Below are 17799 nucleotides of genomic sequence, written 5' to 3' on the forward strand. Positions count from 1 at the left end.
TTGACCAAGACGCTGGCAGCCGCCAGGCGTCAGGAGCGTGTGAAGTTCAAGGTCCCGCGCTCGGTGCAAGATGCCATCCCCATCCGCCGCATCTGGCCGGACGGCATCTTCCAGGTGGGCAACCAATACAGCAAAAGTTGGTCGTTCACCGACATCAACTACGCCATTGCCGGCAAGGATGACAAGATGGCGATGTTCCTTGACTATTGCGCCCTGCTCAACGCTCTGGACTCCGGCGCGGCGGCCAAGATCACGATCCACAACCGCCGCATCGACAAGGAGGACTTTGAACGGTCGGTTCTGCTGCCCTTGCGCGGCGACGCCCTCGACCATTACCGCGAGGAATTCAACGAGATGCTGCGCGCCCAGGTCACCGGCACCAGCAACAGCATGGTGCGCGAGCGGTACCTGACCGTCAGCATCGTCAAGCGGAATATCGACGAGGCCCGCACCTACTTTGCCCGCGTCGGCACCGACCTCGTCACTCATCTGGCCAAGCTCAGCTCGGTGGCGGCGGAGCTGTCCACGCCCGACCGCCTGCGGCTGCTGCGGGACTTTTTCAAGGCGGGCCAACCACCCGCCTTTGACTTCGACCTGCGCGGGCACGCCAAACTCGGCCACAGCTTCAAGGATTGGCTCTGCCCCGACAGCATGGAGTTCGCTGCCGACAACTTCAAAATCGATGGCCGCTTCGGGCGGGTACTCTATTTGCAGGACTATGCCAGCTACATCAAGGACAGCTTCATCTCGGAGCTGTGTGACCTCGACCGCAGCATGATGCTGTCCATCGACATCCTGCCGGTGCCCACCGACGAGGCGGCCCGCCAGATGCAAAACACCCTGCTGGGCGTGGAGACCAACATTGCCAACTGGCAGCGCAAGCAGAACGCCGCCAACAACTGGTCGGCCACGATCCCCTACGACATGGAACTCCAGCGAAAAGAGACCAAGGAGATGCTGGACGACCTGACCACCCGCGACCAGCGGATGATGTTTGGGCTGGTCACGCTGGTTCACATGGCCGACAGCCGGCAGCAGCTCGACAGCGACACCGAAACGCTGCAATCTGTGGGGCGCAAGCACCTGTGCCAGCTTTCCACGCTGCGCTGGCAGCAGAAGGACGGTCTTGACACCGTGTTGCCCTACGGCCTGCGCCGCATCCAGGCCCTGCGCACCCTGACCACCGAGAGCACCGCCGTGCTGATCCCGTTCCGTGCACAGGAAATTTTGCAGCCGGGCGGCATCTACTATGGGCAGAACGCCGTCAGCAAGAACATGATCGTGGCCGACCGCACCAAGCTGCTCAACGGCAACAGTTTCCGTTTGGGCGTGTCCGGCTCCGGCAAGTCGATGTCCGCCAAAGAGGAACTGGTGCAGATCGCGCTGGCGACCGAGGATGACATCCTCATCCTTGACCCGGAATCGGAGTTCGGCCACCTGACCCGTGCGCTGGGCGGTGAGGTCATCCAGATCTCGGCCACCTCGGACAGCCACATCAACGCGCTGGATATGGACCGCAGTTATGGTGACGAGCGCAACCCGATCGTTGCCAAAAGCGAGTTTGTTCTGTCGCTGTATGAGCAGCTTGTGGGCGGCGGGCAGGTGACGGCCAAGGAGAAATCTATCCTTGGCCGCTGCACCGAGCTCGTCTACCAGCCCTACATCCGCAACGGTTACCAGGGCACGCCGCCGACGCTGCGGGATTTTTATAAGCTGCTCAAACTCCAGCCGGAGCCGGAGGCCCAGGGTTTGGCTCTGGCCAGCGAACTGTTCATTACGGGCACGCTCAACACCTTTGCCAAGTACACCAACGTAGACACCCAGGCCCGCATCATCGACTACGACATCCGGGAACTGGGTGAACAGCTCATGCCGTTGGGGATGCTGGTGACGCTGGACGCGATCTACAACCGCGTCATCCAGAACCAAAAACGCGGCAAACGCACCTGGATCGTGGCGGACGAATTTTACATTTTGTTCCGCTATGAATACAGCGCCAATTTCTTTTACAAGTTGTGGAAACGTATCCGCAAGTATAACGGGCTGATCACCGGCCTGACGCAGAATGTAGACGAGTTGTTGCGCTCCGATACCGCCCGCCTGATGCTGGCAAACAGCGAGTTCCTGATCCTGCTCAACCAATCCGCCACTGACCGTGAGGAACTGGCCAAGCTGCTGCACATTTCGGACACGCAGCTCGGCTACATCACCGACGTGCCCGCCGGCTGCGGCCTGATCCGCTGCGGCGGGCAGCTCGTGCCGTTCACCAATGCGTTCCCGACCGGCACCGATCTGTACAAGCTGATGACGACCAAACCCGATGAAATGATGAGGTGATAACGATGGCAAGGTACAAAAATAAGGGGCCGCCCAGGCGGTCCCTTACTGCTTAGAAAGATAGGATTCAGAAGTTCCAGATATTATTTTCAAGCCCCCGCAAGCGGGCGCGAAAATCGGCAACCATTTTGGGCGTATCTTCCACATCCGGGAAGGTTACCAGGTAGTCATCCCCGGCTTGATGGAAGCCCACCACGCCGACCAGTCCGGCTATCTCGGCCACCTTGACGAGCGAATGGAAATCGTATTCTTGGGAGCTGATCATCAGATTCATTGAAAACATACCCTCTATCCATTATCGCATTTGTTCCAGCATAGCACGAAAAAGCCCCGGATGCAACACCGCCAATGCGTCATTCTGCCTGGGACGGTTGCGACAACAGCTGCTCGACCAGGAAATGATATTCCGGCAACTGGGCGTCATACGGCTGGATGCGGCGAAGGAACTCTTCCCGCTCTAAAGGCGACATCTCCCAAATTTGATACTCGCGGTCGTTTTCAAGAAGGACATCGTTGCCAATTTCGGTATAGAACCTTTCGCTGATCTCTTCGGCGGACAAAATCGCATCGGCGCCCTCAAACGTATCCCGCGTGGTGTCAATGAAAAGCGCCACATAGCACTGTTTCTTGTTTGACCAGACGATCTCCACATAATCCGCCTGCTCGATATACGGCTTGAACGCGGTCAAGACCCGCTCGATCTCACGCTTCTCTTGATTCGTATACATGGTGATGCCTCCTTACGCCAAATCGGCAAAACTCAACTGCCCATCCTCGCAGGTCTTTTGCAGCGCCGGCGGCACGATGGTCAGCAGCGTCAGCGCTGCCTGCGGGTCGGTCAGCCATGGGCGTACCTGCTCGTGGGACAAAATCAGCGGCATCCGGTCGTGGATACCCTGCACCGAGGCATTGGGCTCGGTGGTCAGCACCACATAGCAGTTGGTGCCGTCCACGTTGTCGTAGATGCCCGCCAGATAGATCGGCTGCCCCGGCACCTGGAAGAAGTATTTGTGTTTGCCTGCATCCCACTCATAATAGCCGCTGGCTGGGATCACGCACCGCTGGGCGGCCATGCTGCGGCGGAACATCGGCTTGTCGCAGACTGTCTCGGCGCGGGCGTTGATCATCAGTCCGCCGCGCCAGCCCGGGATGCCCCAACGTTGGTATTCCGCCACGACCTTGTCGCCGCTGGCGATCAGCACCGGCGCGACCTGGGTAGGCGCGACGTCGCCCGCCATCGGGAAGTTCAGCTCGCCCGGGAACCGCCCGCGGCTGCGGCGCTCGGCGTCGCGGAGGATCTTTTGCATCTCGCGGCTTTCTTTGGAAGAAAACTGGTAACGGCCACACACAGGCTTCGACCCCTTTACCTGATAAGGAACAGCATCGGCAACTTATATACAATAGCTTACCCCACCACGACCCCGGCAATGCGGAACTCGTCGTTTTCCTGCACCGGGATGGGGGAATAGGCTGGGTTCAGCGAGACCAAATACACGCCATCGGCATCATATTTTAGCTTCTTGCAATAGCCCTGGTCGTTCAGCACGCACAGCACGATCTCGCCGTTCTCGGCCTGCGCGGCCTTGCGCGCCCAGACGATCTGCCCATCCGCAAAGCGCGGCGACATACTGCCGCCCGCCAGCCGCACGCCAAACTCGGCCTTGGCCGGGACGGCGTCGTCCACCTCCATCTCCTCAGCCAGATCGTCGTCCAGCCACTGGCCGGTGCCGGCGGAAGCGGGCTGCAAAAACACCGGCAGCGTGCGCAGGCGGCGCACGGCGGGATGCGCCCGGAATTCGTCCGATTGCAGCAGCAGGCGGCGATATTCCTCCAGCCGGTCCATTCCCAGCCGGTTGAGCTGCGGGCCATCCGCCTGGCTGAACAGCTCGGAGACCTCATGGTATCCCAGCGCCCGCGCCAGCGCAATGGCCTGGGTCACCTTGGGTTCGCTGTCGCCCTGCTCCCAGGCGACGAGGGTGCGGGCGGCGGCCGTTTTGCCTGCAGGCAGATAGTCCCGCATTTTGCGCACAGTCTGCTCACGGGTCAGTTTTTGCGCCTCACGCGCGGCCTTGATGCGTTCGTTCCAGCTCATAGGACGCCCTCCCTATACTTCTATGCCCTTATCATAGCATGGCCGAGAGCACAAGTCAAGCATACAATTACATGGATTTACAAAAACAATCACTTGAAATTGCCAAACAATGCAATTATAATAAAGCCAAAGGGGGTGCTGTGTATGCCGGGCCGAGCCATACTCCATATCGACGCCAACGCATTTTATGCCTCGGTCGAAATGCAGGAAAACCCCGCCTTGCGCGGCAAACGCATCGCCGTCTGCGGCAGCAAGGAGGACCGTCACGGCATCGTGCTGACCGCCAGCTACCCCGCCAAGCGGATGGGCGTGAAAACGGGCATGGCAATTTGGGAGGCGCAGCGTTGTTGCCGCGACCTCATCATCGTGCCGCCGCACTACCGCGAGTATATGCGATACAGCGGCTATATGCGGGAGATCTTGCAGGATTACACCGACCAGATCGAGGCGTTCGGCCTGGATGAGAGCTGGGCGGACGTGACCGGCAGCGTGGGGCTGCTCGGCAGCGCGATGACCATGGCGCAGGAGATCAGCGAGAGGGTCAAGCGGGAACTGGGCATCACGGTGAGTATCGGCGTTTCTGACAATAAAGTCACCGCAAAATTGGGCAGTGACTACAAAAAGCCAGACGCCATCACCCGCATCGAAGCAGATAACTACAAGGAGATCGTCTATCCGTTGCCGGTGCAGGACCTGCTCTATGTGGGGCGTGCAACGCAACGTAAACTGAACAGCTATGGCATCCGCACGATCGGCCAGCTGGCGCAGACCGACCCCGGGACGCTGCACGGCTGGTTTGGCAAGGTGGGGTATTCGCTGTCCGCGTTCGCCCGCGGGCTGGATGCCTCGCCGGTGGCGAAGCAGGACCATGTGGCGGCGGTCAAGAGCGTGGGCAATAGCGGCACCACGCCGCGGGATCTCGTCAACGATGAGGATGTCTGGCTGATGCTGCTGGTCATGGCCGAGAGCGTCGCCATGCGGATGCGGGAACTGAACATGAAATGTACGGTGGTGGAGGTCAGCGTCCGGGACTGTGACCTGAACGGGTTTGTCCGGCAGCGTAAGATCGAAACGCCCACGAGCAGCAGTCTGGAAATCGCGCAGGTGGCGTTCGACCTATTCAAAAGCAACTACCGCTGGAGTAAGCCGCTGCGGGGCGTCGGGGTGCGTGGGGCCTCGCTGGTGCCGGCGGACACGCCGGTGCAGTTGGGCTTTTTCAGCAACGCCGAGAAGCGCGAAAAGCTCGAACGGCTGGACAAGGCGGTGGATGGCGTGCGCGAACGGTACGGGTACACCAGCGTCCAGCGGGCGCGAATTTACACCGACCGCGGGCTGGGGGCGATCAACCCCAAGGACGACCACACGGTGCATCCGGTGGGGTTCTTTAACGCAGGATAATTGAATTTTTGACAGATGACAGGGAGGTGCAGCGCAATGTCACGCAAGATCATTGGACGCGAAAAGCGGTATGTGGAAGTGGATGTCCGCTTTGAGCCGGACGGCCACCTGCGGCCGCTGGCGATCCGCTTCAGTCCGGAGCAGGTGTACAAGATCGAAAAGATCAAGGATGTCAGCCGCCGCGCCGCCGAGGTGGGCGGCGTGGGAGATCGGTATGTCTGTGTGATCCACGGGCGGGAGACCAATCTGTGGATGGAGAAGGGACGTTGGTTTGTGGAGGCCAAGCTCGTGGCCGTTGATAGATAGTCCGCCTTGGTGGAAAACAGACCGTGGACATGGTAGAATAAGGGCACCTAAAGTTTTTAAGGGCGTGGTGATGTAAAATCAGCAGCAAAAACCATAAGCGAATCGGAGGCCGGCTGCTTCAGATGGATAAACAGTTCCGAAACTTGAAGCAAAGGCAGAAAGAGAAAATCAATACATGGTTGTTCGAAGAATACCGCCGTGTATGGCTGGAGATCGGCCATGAACCGCAGCCCCGTTATAACCAGCAGATATTGTCTGCCGTCATGGAGAAAATCGAAGCGGCCGGGATCTGGATTCCAGATGGGGAAGTGGAGCGGTATTTTTATCGGCGAAAGGCCCACTATAGAAACCGCTTTAACAAACAGATGCAAGCCGACGCATCGAATGCCGAAAATTCAAAGCCCGAATAAACGGCGAGAGCAACAGGGAACTGCTGCTCTCGCTGTTTGGTTTTACTGCGTTTCAATGGGGGCAATATCTACCTTGCCCTCCACCTTGTTGATGACATAATAGGCTGTCTGTTCATCCGGCTTGATGTACACGCGGCAGGAGTGGATGCCGGTCTTGTGCGTAGCCCGATAATCGGTGCGAGCCGCCTCCACAATGGCGGCGCAGTCATAGTCCTGACCGCCGACCTGAAGGTGGACGGCCACAGGCGGCGTGTGGGCCTTTTTCACGGCCTTTTTGCGGGGCGCTCTTGTCTTTTTGGGGCTTTCGACGGCGGTTGGATCAGTGGCTTGGTTGACAGGTTTACGCATACAAATCCTCCTATACGACTCGCGCAGAGTACGATTTTGTTAAGATGCTTTCAGTATAGCATATTCGGGAGAAACTGAATACAGTGCAGGAACAAAATATCTTCGTAAATCAATGAAAAGATGCGGCTGATCCGTTTATGGACCGGCCGCATCTTTTGATCTATGTCATGGCACGAAGCCTAATTTTTTGTCCGCCGCGGGCTGAGCCTAGGTTGCCTTTGGGCGGTAGAGCGGTGCCGGGATTTCGGCTCCGTTTTGTCTATGTTTATAAGATACAGGATAAATTTGACAATCGTTTGATAAGCGTTTGAAAAAACTTCAAATAGGATTTAACAAATCTGTGAACAGGGGGGAATGTGACATGATCGAACCCAAACAGAAACCGGCGGGCAAGCCCGTCCATACAGCGGAAAAAGCCCGTCTCCCGCGAACCGCGATGCGCGCCGTATGGCTGCGCACCCGCGAGGGCACCCGGCGGTTTGCGGCAGAGGAAAAGCAGGAGGGCCAGTACCGGGAAGCTGCTTCGCTGGAAGAACACGCTGTGGACACCGCTGTATCTGCGGCTGAATCCGCGGCGGAGGCAACTTTGCGCGGCGGCAAGAAATTCGCGCAGTACATCGCCCAAAACCAGAGAAAAGCCCACAGTGACGCAATAGTAGTACACGAACAAGCCTCATCGGCTGCCGCAGGAGAACCGCGCAGCCCACAGACCGGGCATACACCTTATTATAAAGGGCGCAATGGATACGCCGAACGAACTCGGCAGCCACCAGGCCGGAATGCTGTACACACCAAGACTGATATACAAGATGTTCATCAGAGCCGCCTGCGGCACGATTCTGTCTATCGTTTTAAGGTTACTACACGCAGGAAACCTCAGCCGCGCCAGGCACCCAACCCGAAAACAGCCACGGTCACAGCTCGCAAAAATGCCGACGCCAACAAGGTTCGCCAGACAGCTGCAAAAGCAGCCCGACGGGCGAAACAGGCTGCACAGGCAGCCCAGGAGGCAACCAAAAAAGTTGCCGACATCGTTATGGCTGGGCTCAAAGCTCTGTGGGCCGCCACACAGACGCTGGTGGCAGCGATTGCAGCGGGCGGTACGGCCGCGGTCGTGATTATCATAATCATCTGCATGATCGCGCTTGTCGTCGGTTCGTCGTTCGGCATTTTCTTCGCAGGGGAATCCACAGGTACCGGCATCACCATCCAAGAGGCGGTTGCCCAACTGAACAACGAATACCAGGAACGCCTTGAAGAAATCGAAGCCGACATCCCTCATGACCGTCAGGAGATCGTGTCCAACGATGGCAGCTACGCCATCGCGTGGCAGGATGTCCTGGCGGTTTTTGCCGCCCGTACCAGCGGCGCGGTGGACGGTGCGCCGGTTGCCTTTATTGACGAAGATAACCTAAACCGGCTCCGGGACATCCTGTGGGATATGAACGCGGTGGATTACCGCACAGACACAAATACCAGCGAAGTGGAAATGCCCGATGAAGATGGCAATACCACCACGACAACCGTGACAGAAACCATCCTCACCATCGAGCTCACCCACAAAACCGCCGAAGAAATGCGCGCTGAGTACGCCTTCAATGCCCGGCAAAATGAATACCTGACCCTTTTGTCAGGAGAAGACACCGCCGAATTGTGGAACCAGCTGCTGGGTGGTTTCGTTAGCGGCAGCGGGGAGGTTCTGTCGTCGGCGGGGGACTGGCAGCCGACCGGTGCCCTGCAATGGCCGCTGACGATCACCGGCACGATTACTTCACAATTTGGCTACCGCACCGACCCGATCACCGACGAGACCAGTTACCACAGCGGCACCGACATCGCCGTGCCCGAAGGCACCCCGATCCTGGCCGCCGCCGACGGCACGGTGAGCGTTGCCAACGCCCTAGACAGCTGGGGCGGCAGCTACGGCTACTACGTCAAACTCGACCACGGTAATGGCCTGGAAACCCTGTACGCTCACTGTTCCTCCATCTGCGTTACCGCCGGTCAGCAGGTCAAAGCCGGGCAGGTGATCGGCTTTGTGGGGCACACCGGGCGTGCCACCGGCGACCACTTACATTTTGAAGTGTACCAGAACGGTCAACGAACAGACGCCCTGACCTATTTTACATCCTGATTCTGTACGCCTGCCATGTCACGCCATAATGAATAAACGAATCAGCCTCAGACTGTGCATATTGACACGGTGTGAGGCTTTTTTGATGATACATATAAGAAACCGCAGTTGCGGCATACTAACACACAAACCGAAAGGAGCATCACATGGAATATCAAAAAATTATACAAAGCTATGAGCACTGGCTGGCCCACCGCGAGTACAGCCCGGCCACCATCCAGAAGTACACCCGGGCCCTGACCCGCTTTTTCGCCGATACCGGGGCAGGGAAGAAGCCCACCCGCGAGACCGTCGCCGCCTGGCGCGACAGCCTGACGGCCAAGGGCTACACCCCCTCCACCGTCAATGCACTGCTGGCTGCGGTCAACGACTATCAGGAATCCATCGACAACCCGGCGGGCAAAGCCAAGCCCCTCAAGCGCCAGCGCAGGATCTTTGCCGACCCCGGCCGGGAACTCTCCCGCGCCGAGTATTTCCGTCTGCTGAGCGCAGCCCGCGCCATCGGCAACAAGCGCAGCCAACTGCTGCTGGAGACCATCTGCTCCACCGGCATTCGCGTCTCGGAACTGCAATTCATCACGGCGGAGGCTGTCCGCCGCCGCAAGGCGTCCATCCGCTGCAAGGGCAAATGCCGCGAGATCCTGTTGCCTGCCGAGCTCTGCCACCGCCTGACCCGCTGGTGCCAGAAGCATCGCATCCACACCGGGCCGGTGTTTCTCTCACGCGTGGGCAAGCCGCTGTGCCGCGTCACAGTTTGGAAGCTGCTCAAAGCCCTGTGCGAGCGAGCCAACGTGGCGTGGAAGAAAGTATTCCCCCACAATCTGCGGCACCTGTTTGCCCGGACGTTCTACGATCTCGAAAAAAATATCTCGAAGCTGGCAGACCTGCTTGGCCATTCCAGTATCGAGACGACGCGGATCTATATCATGGAATCGGGCGCAGAACACGAGCGTTTACTGAATAAAATGCATCTGCTTTTGTGAATTTGACGAAAACGTGGTTCTGTTGCCGCTGTTAACGTGAATCGTTCGCAGGAATGCGTGTATTCGCGTTTTTTGGCCTTGAACACATAAAAATTGGCATGAAAAAGGTGTCAGGCAAAGAAAAACATTACTTGCCCGACGGTTTTTTTATGCCCATTTTTAGCAAATTGAACAAGATTTGACGTTAATACTTGTTTTTCCGTTTGGTTTGTGATAATATCTATTCGTATCTAAAGGTGGGGTCAGTATCCCCAAACGCAGAATTTAGCCATCTGCGCTCTTTGGCGTTTTATGTATTTAACAGAACCACGTTTCTGTCCCTCGCCCCATCCGAAAGGCAGGAAAGGAGGCCGGTTGCACGTATGGACGATGAAATTTTGAAAGGTCACCCTCTTTCTGAATTTCTGCAAAGCGAGAAATTCTGCAGCTGGAATCCCGAAACCCGCCGCTATTACACAAACAGCTTGCAGGATCTTCTTGCCTACACGCAGCAGCATGGCGAACCCACCGTACAGATGCTGAATGACTGGGTCGAGCACCTGCAGCAGCGATATGGCCGCAAGGCGGTCAATGTGCATATCACGGCGGCCAACCAATACTTCCGCTGGTGCGGCAGGCTGGATCTGCTCCGTGGGCATCTGAAGTCAGAAATTGAGACTGACCCGCCTACCCCGGCTGTGACCCGCGTGGAGTATCTGAAACTTCTCCGCGCTGCCCGCGCACAGGGAAAACGGCGCACCTATCTGCTCGTCAAGCTGTTTGCAACGACAAATCTGCCGGTGCAGTGTCTCAGCCAAGTGACGGCAGAGGTGGTCAAGCAGGGGCACGGTACGTTGAATTATCATGGCGTGCCCATCGACTTCCGCTGTCCCGCACCGCTGCAGAGCGAGCTGCTCGACTACATGGCACAGAACGGCGTCTACGGCGGGCCCGTCTTTATGACCCGCAACGACCGGCCCATGGGGCGCATCGCGGTGTTCAACTGCATGAGGGAGCTATGCCGGATCGCAGGCGTCCCCGAAGAAAAAGGCAATCCGCGCAGCTTCCGCAACCTTTATAAAGCGACCCAGCAGCAGCTGGATGAGCGGATCGCTATACTGAAAGACCAGATGTACGACCAGATGATCGAGATGGAACAGGCGGCCATTGGCTGGCCATCAGCCGGCAACACCGATTCATCCCGCACCGCTTGAACCATCGCCCGCAAGACAGAAAGGGGCTTGACATGTCGATAAAAACTCAAGACAGACCGCAGGCCCTGACGGGGCAGGCCATAGAAGGATTTTTGCAGGCTGTTGGAATATCGGGAGCCGGAGCAAGCACTGTAAAGCGATATCGCAATGACCTGATTGCGCTGCAACGATACTTGGGGCCGGATGCCAGCATCCATAACGATACATTGCAACATTGGGCATCCGATATGCACGACTGGGGCTACGCACCGCGCTCGATCAGCGCACGTCTACTTACGGCAAATCGGTTTTTGGATTATACAAACCGACCGGATCTTTGCCAGGCGCCGCCCCAATATTCGCTAAAGCCGGAACCCAGCCTGACCTGGACGGAATATCAGGCTATGCTGGCCACGGCGCGATTGCAGGGCTGCCTGCGAGAGTCGCTGCTGATGCGAATTTTTGTGGAGACAGGCATTGCGACCAGAGAAATTGAGAAGATCACTGCAGAAGCCGTTGCGGCGGGCTACTTCCGCACAGACAGCGGTGTAATCTGTTTCTCACGGGAACTGAAGAACGGCCTGAATGAGTACGTCAGACAAAGGGGCATCCAGAGCGGGCCTGTTTTTCTGACGAGAGGCAACAGACCGGCAGACCGCGAAAATATACGCTTGGGCATCCAGCGCATTGCCCGCGACACCGGGCTGGATCAGGAAAAAGCAACGCCGCGCAGCCTGCAGCGGCTGCACAGCCGATATAAATCCCCGCCGGTGGCCGCCGAGCGACGCACCGCAGTAGCGGCCGCATGTGTCAGGCTGGACACAGGACAACAGGCGCAAGCCAACGCAGACGCATAACCGATACAAATGAGGAGTTGAACGAACATGAAAAAACGTGTACTCAGTGCATTGCTGGTGCTCTGTATGGCCTGTAGTTTGGTCAGCACCGCACTGGCAACAGACGGTCAGGCCACGCCGGAAACGGCAAATGAACCCGCTGCCACATCCCGGTCGGTAGGTGAAATGGCTACCCCGGAAACTTCGAAGGAAGAAGGTTCGTCCGCTGACCCGTCCGCCTACCCGGCCCGCACGGCCGAGGCGAAGGTCGAGGGCACCGACGCCTCCGTGCAGGTGGACATCCCGGCGGGCAGCCTGCCCGAGGATGCGACCCTGACCGCGGCCCTGATCGGTTCGAGCACCGATAACGCCGAGGCCGTGGCCGATGTGGCTGCCGAGCTGGACGAAGCCCAAGTGGACTACGATGGCTTTGTGGCGCTGGACATTTCCTTCAAGGATGCCGAGGGCAACGAGGTCGAGCCGCGGCAGCCGGTCAGCGTCAGCTTCACGCTGCCCGCCGCCCTGCTGCCCGCTGACGCCGACCCCGCCACACTGGAAGTGCAGCACCTGGAGGAGAACGAGGCCGGCGAGGTGACCGACGTTGTGCCGGTGGCCGATGCGGCTGACGAGACGGAGGGTACCGTGACGGTGGAGGCCCCCGTTGCCACCCTGTCCGCCGCACCCGCACCCGAAGCCGATGAAACTGCGGCAATGCCGGAGAATGCCGAGGTTACCGCAGAGTTTACGGTGGATGGGTTCTCGAGCTTTGTGATTACGTGGAATGAAAATAACCAACATCTTCATGGCAACTCACATAGTGTCTCCTTTTCTATCGTGGATACAGATGGCAATGAATTATCTGTTCCCTCAACATATGATTTGACGTATGATTTGCCGGATTCTGGAGCTATAACATTTGATGAAATGGTGAATGCAAATCAGATCCGAGATATCACTATAGGGACTGAGCAGTACACTTTCCGTAATGCAACATTTGTTCTTAATGGTACTGAAAGGCACCCGATTGTATCGGCAGAACGTATACAAAATGCTGACATACTCGAAGATGGAATTCGCTTTTACGACAGTGTGTTCCCCGGCGAAACAGGTTATTACACCAGGACTGAAGGCGCTGGCGATTTCCGCTTAGAGCTGGTTTACGAACGCAAGGAAGACAGCGAGATCGATGTTTATGAGCCTGATCCGGTTTATACCAAAACGGCCGTGACGAACGATGGCGGCAAAACATACGACTTGGCGTTGACCGTTTCCGGTGATGTTGGTGAGTCCAGCCAAAAAGTCAAGTTGGATGTGTTGTTTATCGTCGACCAGTCGGGAAGCATGGGAGACAGAGCATGGGTAAATAGCGAGCTTAAAACCTATCAAAAAATAGCCTCTGATGCAGCTGGTGAGTTGGCAAGAGGATTGGCCTCAAATGAGAACATTGATGCGCGCTTTGCGGTTGTAACGTTTAGCGATTCTATTGCTGATACAAATTATTATGATGATGCAATTCTGAGGCAGAATTGGACGAGGGATGCCCAAAGCGTCATCACTGCGACAGATGTACGCAGTGACGGCGGCACCAACTATGAAGCGGGCATGATGGCGGGCCGTGCCGCTATGTTGGAGGCTCGGCCTGACGCAATGAAGTATGTTATCTTCCTGTCCGATGGCGAGCCGACTTATCACTATACTGAAAATGGTAACTCGACTGGTGGCGGTGATCATACAGCTGCGGGAGATGACACTGCAGCTTACGAACAGGCGGCATCTTACAATGAGGTAAACGGCTTCTTTACTGTTGGTGTTGGTTTAGGTGGCGCAAGCGCTGATAGCTATTTGAAGTTATTGCGTGGTGCAGTTGAAGATTCTGTTGAAGCAACGGTAGGAACTGCTGTTGACAGTGATAACTTTAGTGGGTATACAGCTGAAGACCCGAGTGAGTTGACTGCAAGATTTACTGAGATTCAAGCGCAGATCACGAATCTGTCTATGAAAAATGTAAAAATTACCGATACGCTCTCGGATTTTGTCGAACCCGTTGATGGAGCAAAACCCTACGTTGTAATCAAAGACAGCGATGGCAATCAAGTAACTACAGAAGATGGGCAGTACGAGATCACCGGCAATGATGCGAGTACTACACCTGTTAGTTTCGCGGTGGAGTTCAATGGAACGGATGGTAATTATGAGCTGAAGCAGGGCTATACATACGAGCTGCACTTAAAGGTACAACCCACGGATAAAGCGTATGAAACCTTTGCAACTACTGATTATACCGACAAAGGCGCGGCTAATACGGGCACTTATGCAGAAAAGGATGGATTCTTTTCTAACGTAAGTGGGTCGGCAAAACTGACGTATGACACGGATATCAGTAAAGACCATTCGGAAGATTATCCCATGCCCGTCATCCAGGTGCCCTCCACCAGCCTGACCATCAACAAAACGATGGAAGACCTTCCGAAAGATCAATGGGACACCGCAGCCGACAACATCACCTTTACAGTAAAAGATGGTGATACGTCCGTCGCCAACATTAATCTGGGTACAACCCCGCCAGATGGTGCCAACTATACGATTCAGAAAACGGAAACTGGTTACACGGTCGTTGTAAATGGCCTGACGGTCACCAAGGAGTATACTGTCACCGAAACGTGTGGCAAGCTTGAGGGCTACAACGTTACATCCACACTTGCGGCTGCTGGTCAGCAAATCAAAATGGATAAGGATGCTGCGCAGAACAAGCTGGATGTAACCAACACCTACACCCCGGACAATCAGACCCTGACCATCACCAAGACGGTCGGCGGCGAGATGGGCAGCTATACGGACGACTTTACCTTTACTCTAACGTTGGAAAAGGCGGGTGGCCCTTATACAACGCCGCTTACCATTGAGGAAGGCACAACGGCGAAGGATGCAAATGGCAACCTGTATACCGGGACACTGACAGCCAAAGGCGGCACCTATACTTTCGTCCTCTCCAACGATGAGCAGATGGTGCTCAGCGTGCCGTATGGTTACAAAGTGACGGTAACAGAACAGCAGGAGAACAACGGCTATACCGTTAGCTCCCAGTATTATGAAACCGGTTCCGCGGGAAAGGTCCTCACACCGGGTGCGGCCACACAGACAGTGGATTCAATCGATAAAGATTATACGGTTGAATTTGCCAACAATCGCAACCCCGTCGCCCCCACCGGCCTGGAGTCCAACCATACTGCACCGTACACGCTGATGATCACGGCGGCCGGCATCGCAGGGCTGGCGCTGATCGGCAGCATGATGGCTCGTCGTGTGCGCCGCCGCCGCGAGGAGTAACGCCCATGCGGACGATGCAGGACATTGCGGATCAGCTGTCCGCCATGAAATTTCGCAAAAAGACCTTTGGCGGCGTGGATGAGGCGGATGTCTGGAAAAAGCTCGAGGCCCTGCAGGAGATTTACCAGCAGGTCTACGACGACCAGGCGGCCTATTATCAGGCGCTTTTGGATGAGCGCGATAAGGCGCTGGCCCGTATGATGGGCCGCAGGGGTGATGCCCATGAGTGACACCCCGCAGCCCACCAACCGCAAGCTCCGCCGTGCGTGGGAGCCGAGCCAGCAGGCGTATGTTTATCACGCTGCGGACAGCCAGAACTCGCCTGCCAAAAAGGCAACTCACATTACCCGTTCGTTTACCCCGCCGGAACCGCCCGCAGATGTGGGTAAGCCGGCAAGCACCACCGCACGTTACCACGATGACGATGCACCTTCCCTCACATCCGTAGGGGACGATGCTCGCATCGTCCCGGGCGCGTCGCCCGGCCGCAAGGCCCCGCGGGCGGATGTGGAATCCGCCCCTGCAAGAGGCAAGGCAAAGCCCGCCGCCAAAACAAACCTCGCCAAAGCGGACAAGCCCGGCCGCCGCCGCAAAGGCAAGGCCAAATACGCCGCCCCGCCCACCCCGCTGGAGGTCATCAAGGCCAAACGCCGCCGATGTGCGGATGCGGAGGACATTGCAGGCTTCTTCACCAAGTTGATCGCCATTGTGCTGCTGATCGTGCTGCTGTTCGGCTTCCTGTTCGGTGTCACGCCGATGGAAAACGACGACATGGCACCCCGCATCTCGGCGGGCGACCTGCTGTTCTACTATCGCCTGGCTGATGACTGGGTCACCGGCGATGTGATGGTGTTCGAGAAAAACGGCGAACAGTATGTGGGCCGGATCGTCGCCAACCCCGGTGATACGGTCGAAGTCACCGACCAGGCCACACTGGTGGTCAACGGCAGCACGGTGCTCGAAAACGACATCTACTACACCACCCCCAAATACGACGACGGCCCGGCCTATCCCATCACGCTGGCGCAGGACGAGTATTTCATCCTCTGCGACTACCGCGAGGGCGCCCGCGACAGCCGGTACTTCGGCCCGGTGAAAACAAGCGAGGTCAAGGGTAAGGTCATTACCGTGATTCGTAGATCAGGACTGTAACAGTCCCCAAGCAACCCATTGTTACATTGGCGTCCCGCCTGTGTATAAAAATTCTTCAAAAGAAAGAAAGGAAGAAACCAAGTATGAAATTGAGCAAGAACCTTGGCCGCGTCGCGACCACCCTCCTCGCCACCGCGATGCTGGCCAGCGTTTCCGCTGTCCCGGTGTTTGCGGATCAGTTCGGCGAATCTGGCGTCATCGATAACACTGAATCGGGAACTGCTATCACTTCGATTAGCTTCACTAAAGAACTGATGAAGCCGGCACAGGTTACGACGCCGAACAAAGAGTTTACGTTTACACTGAAGAATTCCACGGATGTTATTACTGGCGCCACTTATACCAGTAGCGGTAAGAGCCTGAACTTGTATAATGGTGTTGGCGCTGGAGAAAACGGTATTGAAGCCACGGCAGTATTTACTGCTACGCAGGGTACAGGAACTATTGTACCTGGTGAAGACGTGAATACTGTTGAAACCACCGTGAATTTTGATATCAATAGTTTGGTTGACGATTTCACCGATACCGGCGTTTACAAGTACGACATTGATGAGGATGAAGAAGACGCCCCTTATTATAATGGTGGAAATTTGGATCTGTACTTGTTCGTTGTACGTTATACTGAAAACGAAACCGATAAGTATAAAGTTACCGGTGCTGTTCTGACGAAGGATGGACAAGTTGATCAGAAGACGGATACCACGACTAATGGTTACATGGTCGACCCCACTGATCCTGATCCGACGCCTGATACGAATGATCTTGTTATTACCAAGACCGTCGACGGTCAAATGGGTAGCCACAGTGAAAAGTTTGACTTTACTGTGACTTTGCCGGGGACTGAAAACGATAAGTACAATGCCCAGTATGAAAAGGATGGTAATACGATTGGCGATCCCGTTACCCTGACCGGTGGCAAAAATACTGGTATCAAGCTTGCTCATGGTGAGTCCTTGCGCATCTATGGTCTGGTCGATGACACTTCTGTGTATACTGTTTCTGAAACTGACTATAGAAGCAGTGGTTATACAACCAAAATCAACGATAATGAAGTGCGTGAGGTTGTAAATGTAACTTACGATGCTGATAATAACGACATTGCTGTTGTCAACACCCGCAACGCTGTCTCCCCGACCGGCATCGTCATGAACGTGGCTCCGTACGCCCTTCTGGTCGTGGTCGCTGCTGCTGGCTGCTTCGTCTTCCTGCGCAAGCGCCGTGAGGACTGATTCAAACCCTTGAATCACAACAGCGAAAGCTGACACGTTAACTTACTTAACCTAATCAAGCAACCACCTTTCACC

Annotated in this window: 17 protein-coding genes; 12 read left to right on the top strand and 5 right to left on the bottom strand. The window is 56.3% G+C overall.

The window, feature by feature from the left end; genetic code table 11:
- Positions 1-2337 (top strand): VirB4-like conjugal transfer ATPase, CD1110 family, encoded by a 2337-nt coding sequence (locus tag ABGT73_RS13305; protein WP_346670135.1) that lies wholly within the window; start codon positions 1-3, stop codon positions 2335-2337.
- A gap of 67 nt (positions 2338-2404) precedes the next feature.
- Here ABGT73_RS13305 and ABGT73_RS13310 read toward each other — a convergent pair whose 3' ends face one another.
- The 4 genes from ABGT73_RS13310 to ABGT73_RS13325 form a co-directional block, all read right to left on the bottom strand.
- Positions 2405-2611, bottom strand: coding sequence for a hypothetical protein (locus ABGT73_RS13310; protein ID WP_346670136.1), 207 nt, complete (start codon positions 2609-2611; stop codon positions 2405-2407).
- A gap of 79 nt (positions 2612-2690) precedes the next feature.
- Complete coding sequence (locus ABGT73_RS13315) at positions 2691-3065, bottom strand: hypothetical protein (protein WP_346670137.1); 375 nt, start codon at positions 3063-3065, stop codon at positions 2691-2693.
- 12 nt (positions 3066-3077) lie between these two features.
- A complete protein-coding gene (locus ABGT73_RS13320) occupies positions 3078-3686 on the bottom strand; it encodes an SOS response-associated peptidase (RefSeq protein WP_346670138.1) in 609 nt (202 codons plus the stop codon).
- Positions 3687-3742: 56 nt separating this feature from the next.
- A complete protein-coding gene (locus ABGT73_RS13325; protein ID WP_346670139.1) occupies positions 3743-4429 on the bottom strand; it encodes a LexA family transcriptional regulator in 687 nt (228 codons plus the stop codon).
- 144 nt (positions 4430-4573) lie between these two features.
- On the opposite strand from ABGT73_RS13325, the gene dinB reads away from it, so the two are divergent.
- The 3 genes from dinB to ABGT73_RS13340 all read left to right on the top strand — a co-directional run bounded on the left by dinB (position 4574) and on the right by ABGT73_RS13340 (position 6543).
- Positions 4574-5827, top strand: coding sequence for a DNA polymerase IV (gene dinB, locus ABGT73_RS13330; protein WP_346670140.1), 1254 nt, complete (start codon positions 4574-4576; stop codon positions 5825-5827).
- Between the two features lie 36 nt (positions 5828-5863).
- Positions 5864-6133 carry a hypothetical protein gene (locus ABGT73_RS13335; protein WP_346670141.1) on the top strand — a complete coding sequence of 90 codons (270 nt, stop codon included), beginning with the start codon at positions 5864-5866 and terminating at the stop codon, positions 6131-6133.
- Between the two features lie 122 nt (positions 6134-6255).
- Positions 6256-6543: a hypothetical protein gene (locus ABGT73_RS13340; protein ID WP_346670142.1), complete on the top strand. Its 288-nt coding sequence runs from the start codon at positions 6256-6258 to the stop codon at positions 6541-6543.
- 42 nt (positions 6544-6585) lie between these two features.
- Here the strand turns inward: ABGT73_RS13340 and ABGT73_RS13345 are convergent, their stop codons facing one another.
- Positions 6586-6891 carry a DUF6465 family protein gene (locus ABGT73_RS13345; protein ID WP_346670143.1) on the bottom strand — a complete coding sequence of 102 codons (306 nt, stop codon included), beginning with the start codon at positions 6889-6891 and terminating at the stop codon, positions 6586-6588.
- Positions 6892-7252: 361 nt separating this feature from the next.
- Between ABGT73_RS13345 and ABGT73_RS13350 the strand changes: the two genes are divergently transcribed.
- The 8 genes from ABGT73_RS13350 to ABGT73_RS13385 all read left to right on the top strand — a co-directional run bounded on the left by ABGT73_RS13350 (position 7253) and on the right by ABGT73_RS13385 (position 17724).
- A complete protein-coding gene (locus tag ABGT73_RS13350) occupies positions 7253-9025 on the top strand; it encodes a M23 family metallopeptidase (RefSeq protein WP_346670144.1) in 1773 nt (590 codons plus the stop codon).
- Positions 9026-9171: 146 nt separating this feature from the next.
- Positions 9172-10008, top strand: a complete 837-nt coding sequence (locus ABGT73_RS13355) for a tyrosine-type recombinase/integrase (protein ID WP_346670145.1) — start codon at positions 9172-9174, stop codon at positions 10006-10008.
- Between the two features lie 362 nt (positions 10009-10370).
- The gene (locus ABGT73_RS13360; protein ID WP_346670146.1) at positions 10371-11201 is read left to right on the top strand and encodes a hypothetical protein; all 831 of its coding nucleotides are present in this window, start codon (positions 10371-10373) and stop codon (positions 11199-11201) included.
- A gap of 32 nt (positions 11202-11233) precedes the next feature.
- Positions 11234-12037: a hypothetical protein gene (locus ABGT73_RS13365; RefSeq protein WP_346670147.1), complete on the top strand. Its 804-nt coding sequence runs from the start codon at positions 11234-11236 to the stop codon at positions 12035-12037.
- A gap of 27 nt (positions 12038-12064) precedes the next feature.
- Positions 12065-15343 (top strand): VWA domain-containing protein, encoded by a 3279-nt coding sequence (locus tag ABGT73_RS13370; protein ID WP_346670148.1) that lies wholly within the window; start codon positions 12065-12067, stop codon positions 15341-15343.
- Between the two features lie 5 nt (positions 15344-15348).
- On the top strand, positions 15349-15573 hold the full coding sequence (locus ABGT73_RS13375) for a hypothetical protein (protein WP_346670149.1): 225 nt from the start codon (positions 15349-15351) through the stop codon (positions 15571-15573).
- Positions 15566-16495 (top strand): signal peptidase I, encoded by a 930-nt coding sequence (gene lepB, locus ABGT73_RS13380; protein ID WP_346670150.1) that lies wholly within the window; start codon positions 15566-15568, stop codon positions 16493-16495. Before ABGT73_RS13375 ends, lepB begins: the two co-directional genes overlap by 8 nt.
- An 83-nt stretch (positions 16496-16578) precedes the next feature.
- Positions 16579-17724, top strand: a complete 1146-nt coding sequence (locus ABGT73_RS13385) for a QVPTGV class sortase B protein-sorting domain-containing protein (protein WP_346670151.1) — start codon at positions 16579-16581, stop codon at positions 17722-17724.
- The last annotated feature ends 75 nt before the right edge of the window (positions 17725-17799 follow it).

The sequence above is a fragment of the uncultured Subdoligranulum sp. genome (genome assembly GCF_963931595.1).
In the GTDB taxonomy this organism is placed as follows: domain Bacteria; phylum Bacillota; class Clostridia; order Oscillospirales; family Ruminococcaceae; genus Gemmiger.

What these genes read in the sequence shown, in the direction of transcription:
- ABGT73_RS13350 (WP_346670144.1), top strand. Translation starts at nt 7,253, where the DNA reads ATGATCGAACCCAAACAGAAACCGGCGGGCAAGCCCGTCCATACAGCG.
- ABGT73_RS13315 (WP_346670137.1), bottom strand. Translation starts at nt 3,065, where the DNA reads ATGTATACGAATCAAGAGAAGCGTGAGATCGAGCGGGTCTTGACCGCG.
- ABGT73_RS13375 (WP_346670149.1), top strand. Translation starts at nt 15,349, where the DNA reads ATGCGGACGATGCAGGACATTGCGGATCAGCTGTCCGCCATGAAATTT.
- ABGT73_RS13365 (WP_346670147.1), top strand. Translation starts at nt 11,234, where the DNA reads ATGTCGATAAAAACTCAAGACAGACCGCAGGCCCTGACGGGGCAGGCC.
- lepB (WP_346670150.1), top strand. Translation starts at nt 15,566, where the DNA reads ATGAGTGACACCCCGCAGCCCACCAACCGCAAGCTCCGCCGTGCGTGG.
- ABGT73_RS13370 (WP_346670148.1), top strand. Translation starts at nt 12,065, where the DNA reads ATGAAAAAACGTGTACTCAGTGCATTGCTGGTGCTCTGTATGGCCTGT.
- ABGT73_RS13310 (WP_346670136.1), bottom strand. Translation starts at nt 2,611, where the DNA reads ATGAATCTGATGATCAGCTCCCAAGAATACGATTTCCATTCGCTCGTC.
- ABGT73_RS13360 (WP_346670146.1), top strand. Translation starts at nt 10,371, where the DNA reads ATGGACGATGAAATTTTGAAAGGTCACCCTCTTTCTGAATTTCTGCAA.
- ABGT73_RS13335 (WP_346670141.1), top strand. Translation starts at nt 5,864, where the DNA reads ATGTCACGCAAGATCATTGGACGCGAAAAGCGGTATGTGGAAGTGGAT.
- dinB (WP_346670140.1), top strand. Translation starts at nt 4,574, where the DNA reads ATGCCGGGCCGAGCCATACTCCATATCGACGCCAACGCATTTTATGCC.
- ABGT73_RS13340 (WP_346670142.1), top strand. Translation starts at nt 6,256, where the DNA reads ATGGATAAACAGTTCCGAAACTTGAAGCAAAGGCAGAAAGAGAAAATC.
- ABGT73_RS13385 (WP_346670151.1), top strand. Translation starts at nt 16,579, where the DNA reads ATGAAATTGAGCAAGAACCTTGGCCGCGTCGCGACCACCCTCCTCGCC.
- ABGT73_RS13325 (WP_346670139.1), bottom strand. Translation starts at nt 4,429, where the DNA reads ATGAGCTGGAACGAACGCATCAAGGCCGCGCGTGAGGCGCAAAAACTG.
- ABGT73_RS13345 (WP_346670143.1), bottom strand. Translation starts at nt 6,891, where the DNA reads ATGCGTAAACCTGTCAACCAAGCCACTGATCCAACCGCCGTCGAAAGC.
- ABGT73_RS13355 (WP_346670145.1), top strand. Translation starts at nt 9,172, where the DNA reads ATGGAATATCAAAAAATTATACAAAGCTATGAGCACTGGCTGGCCCAC.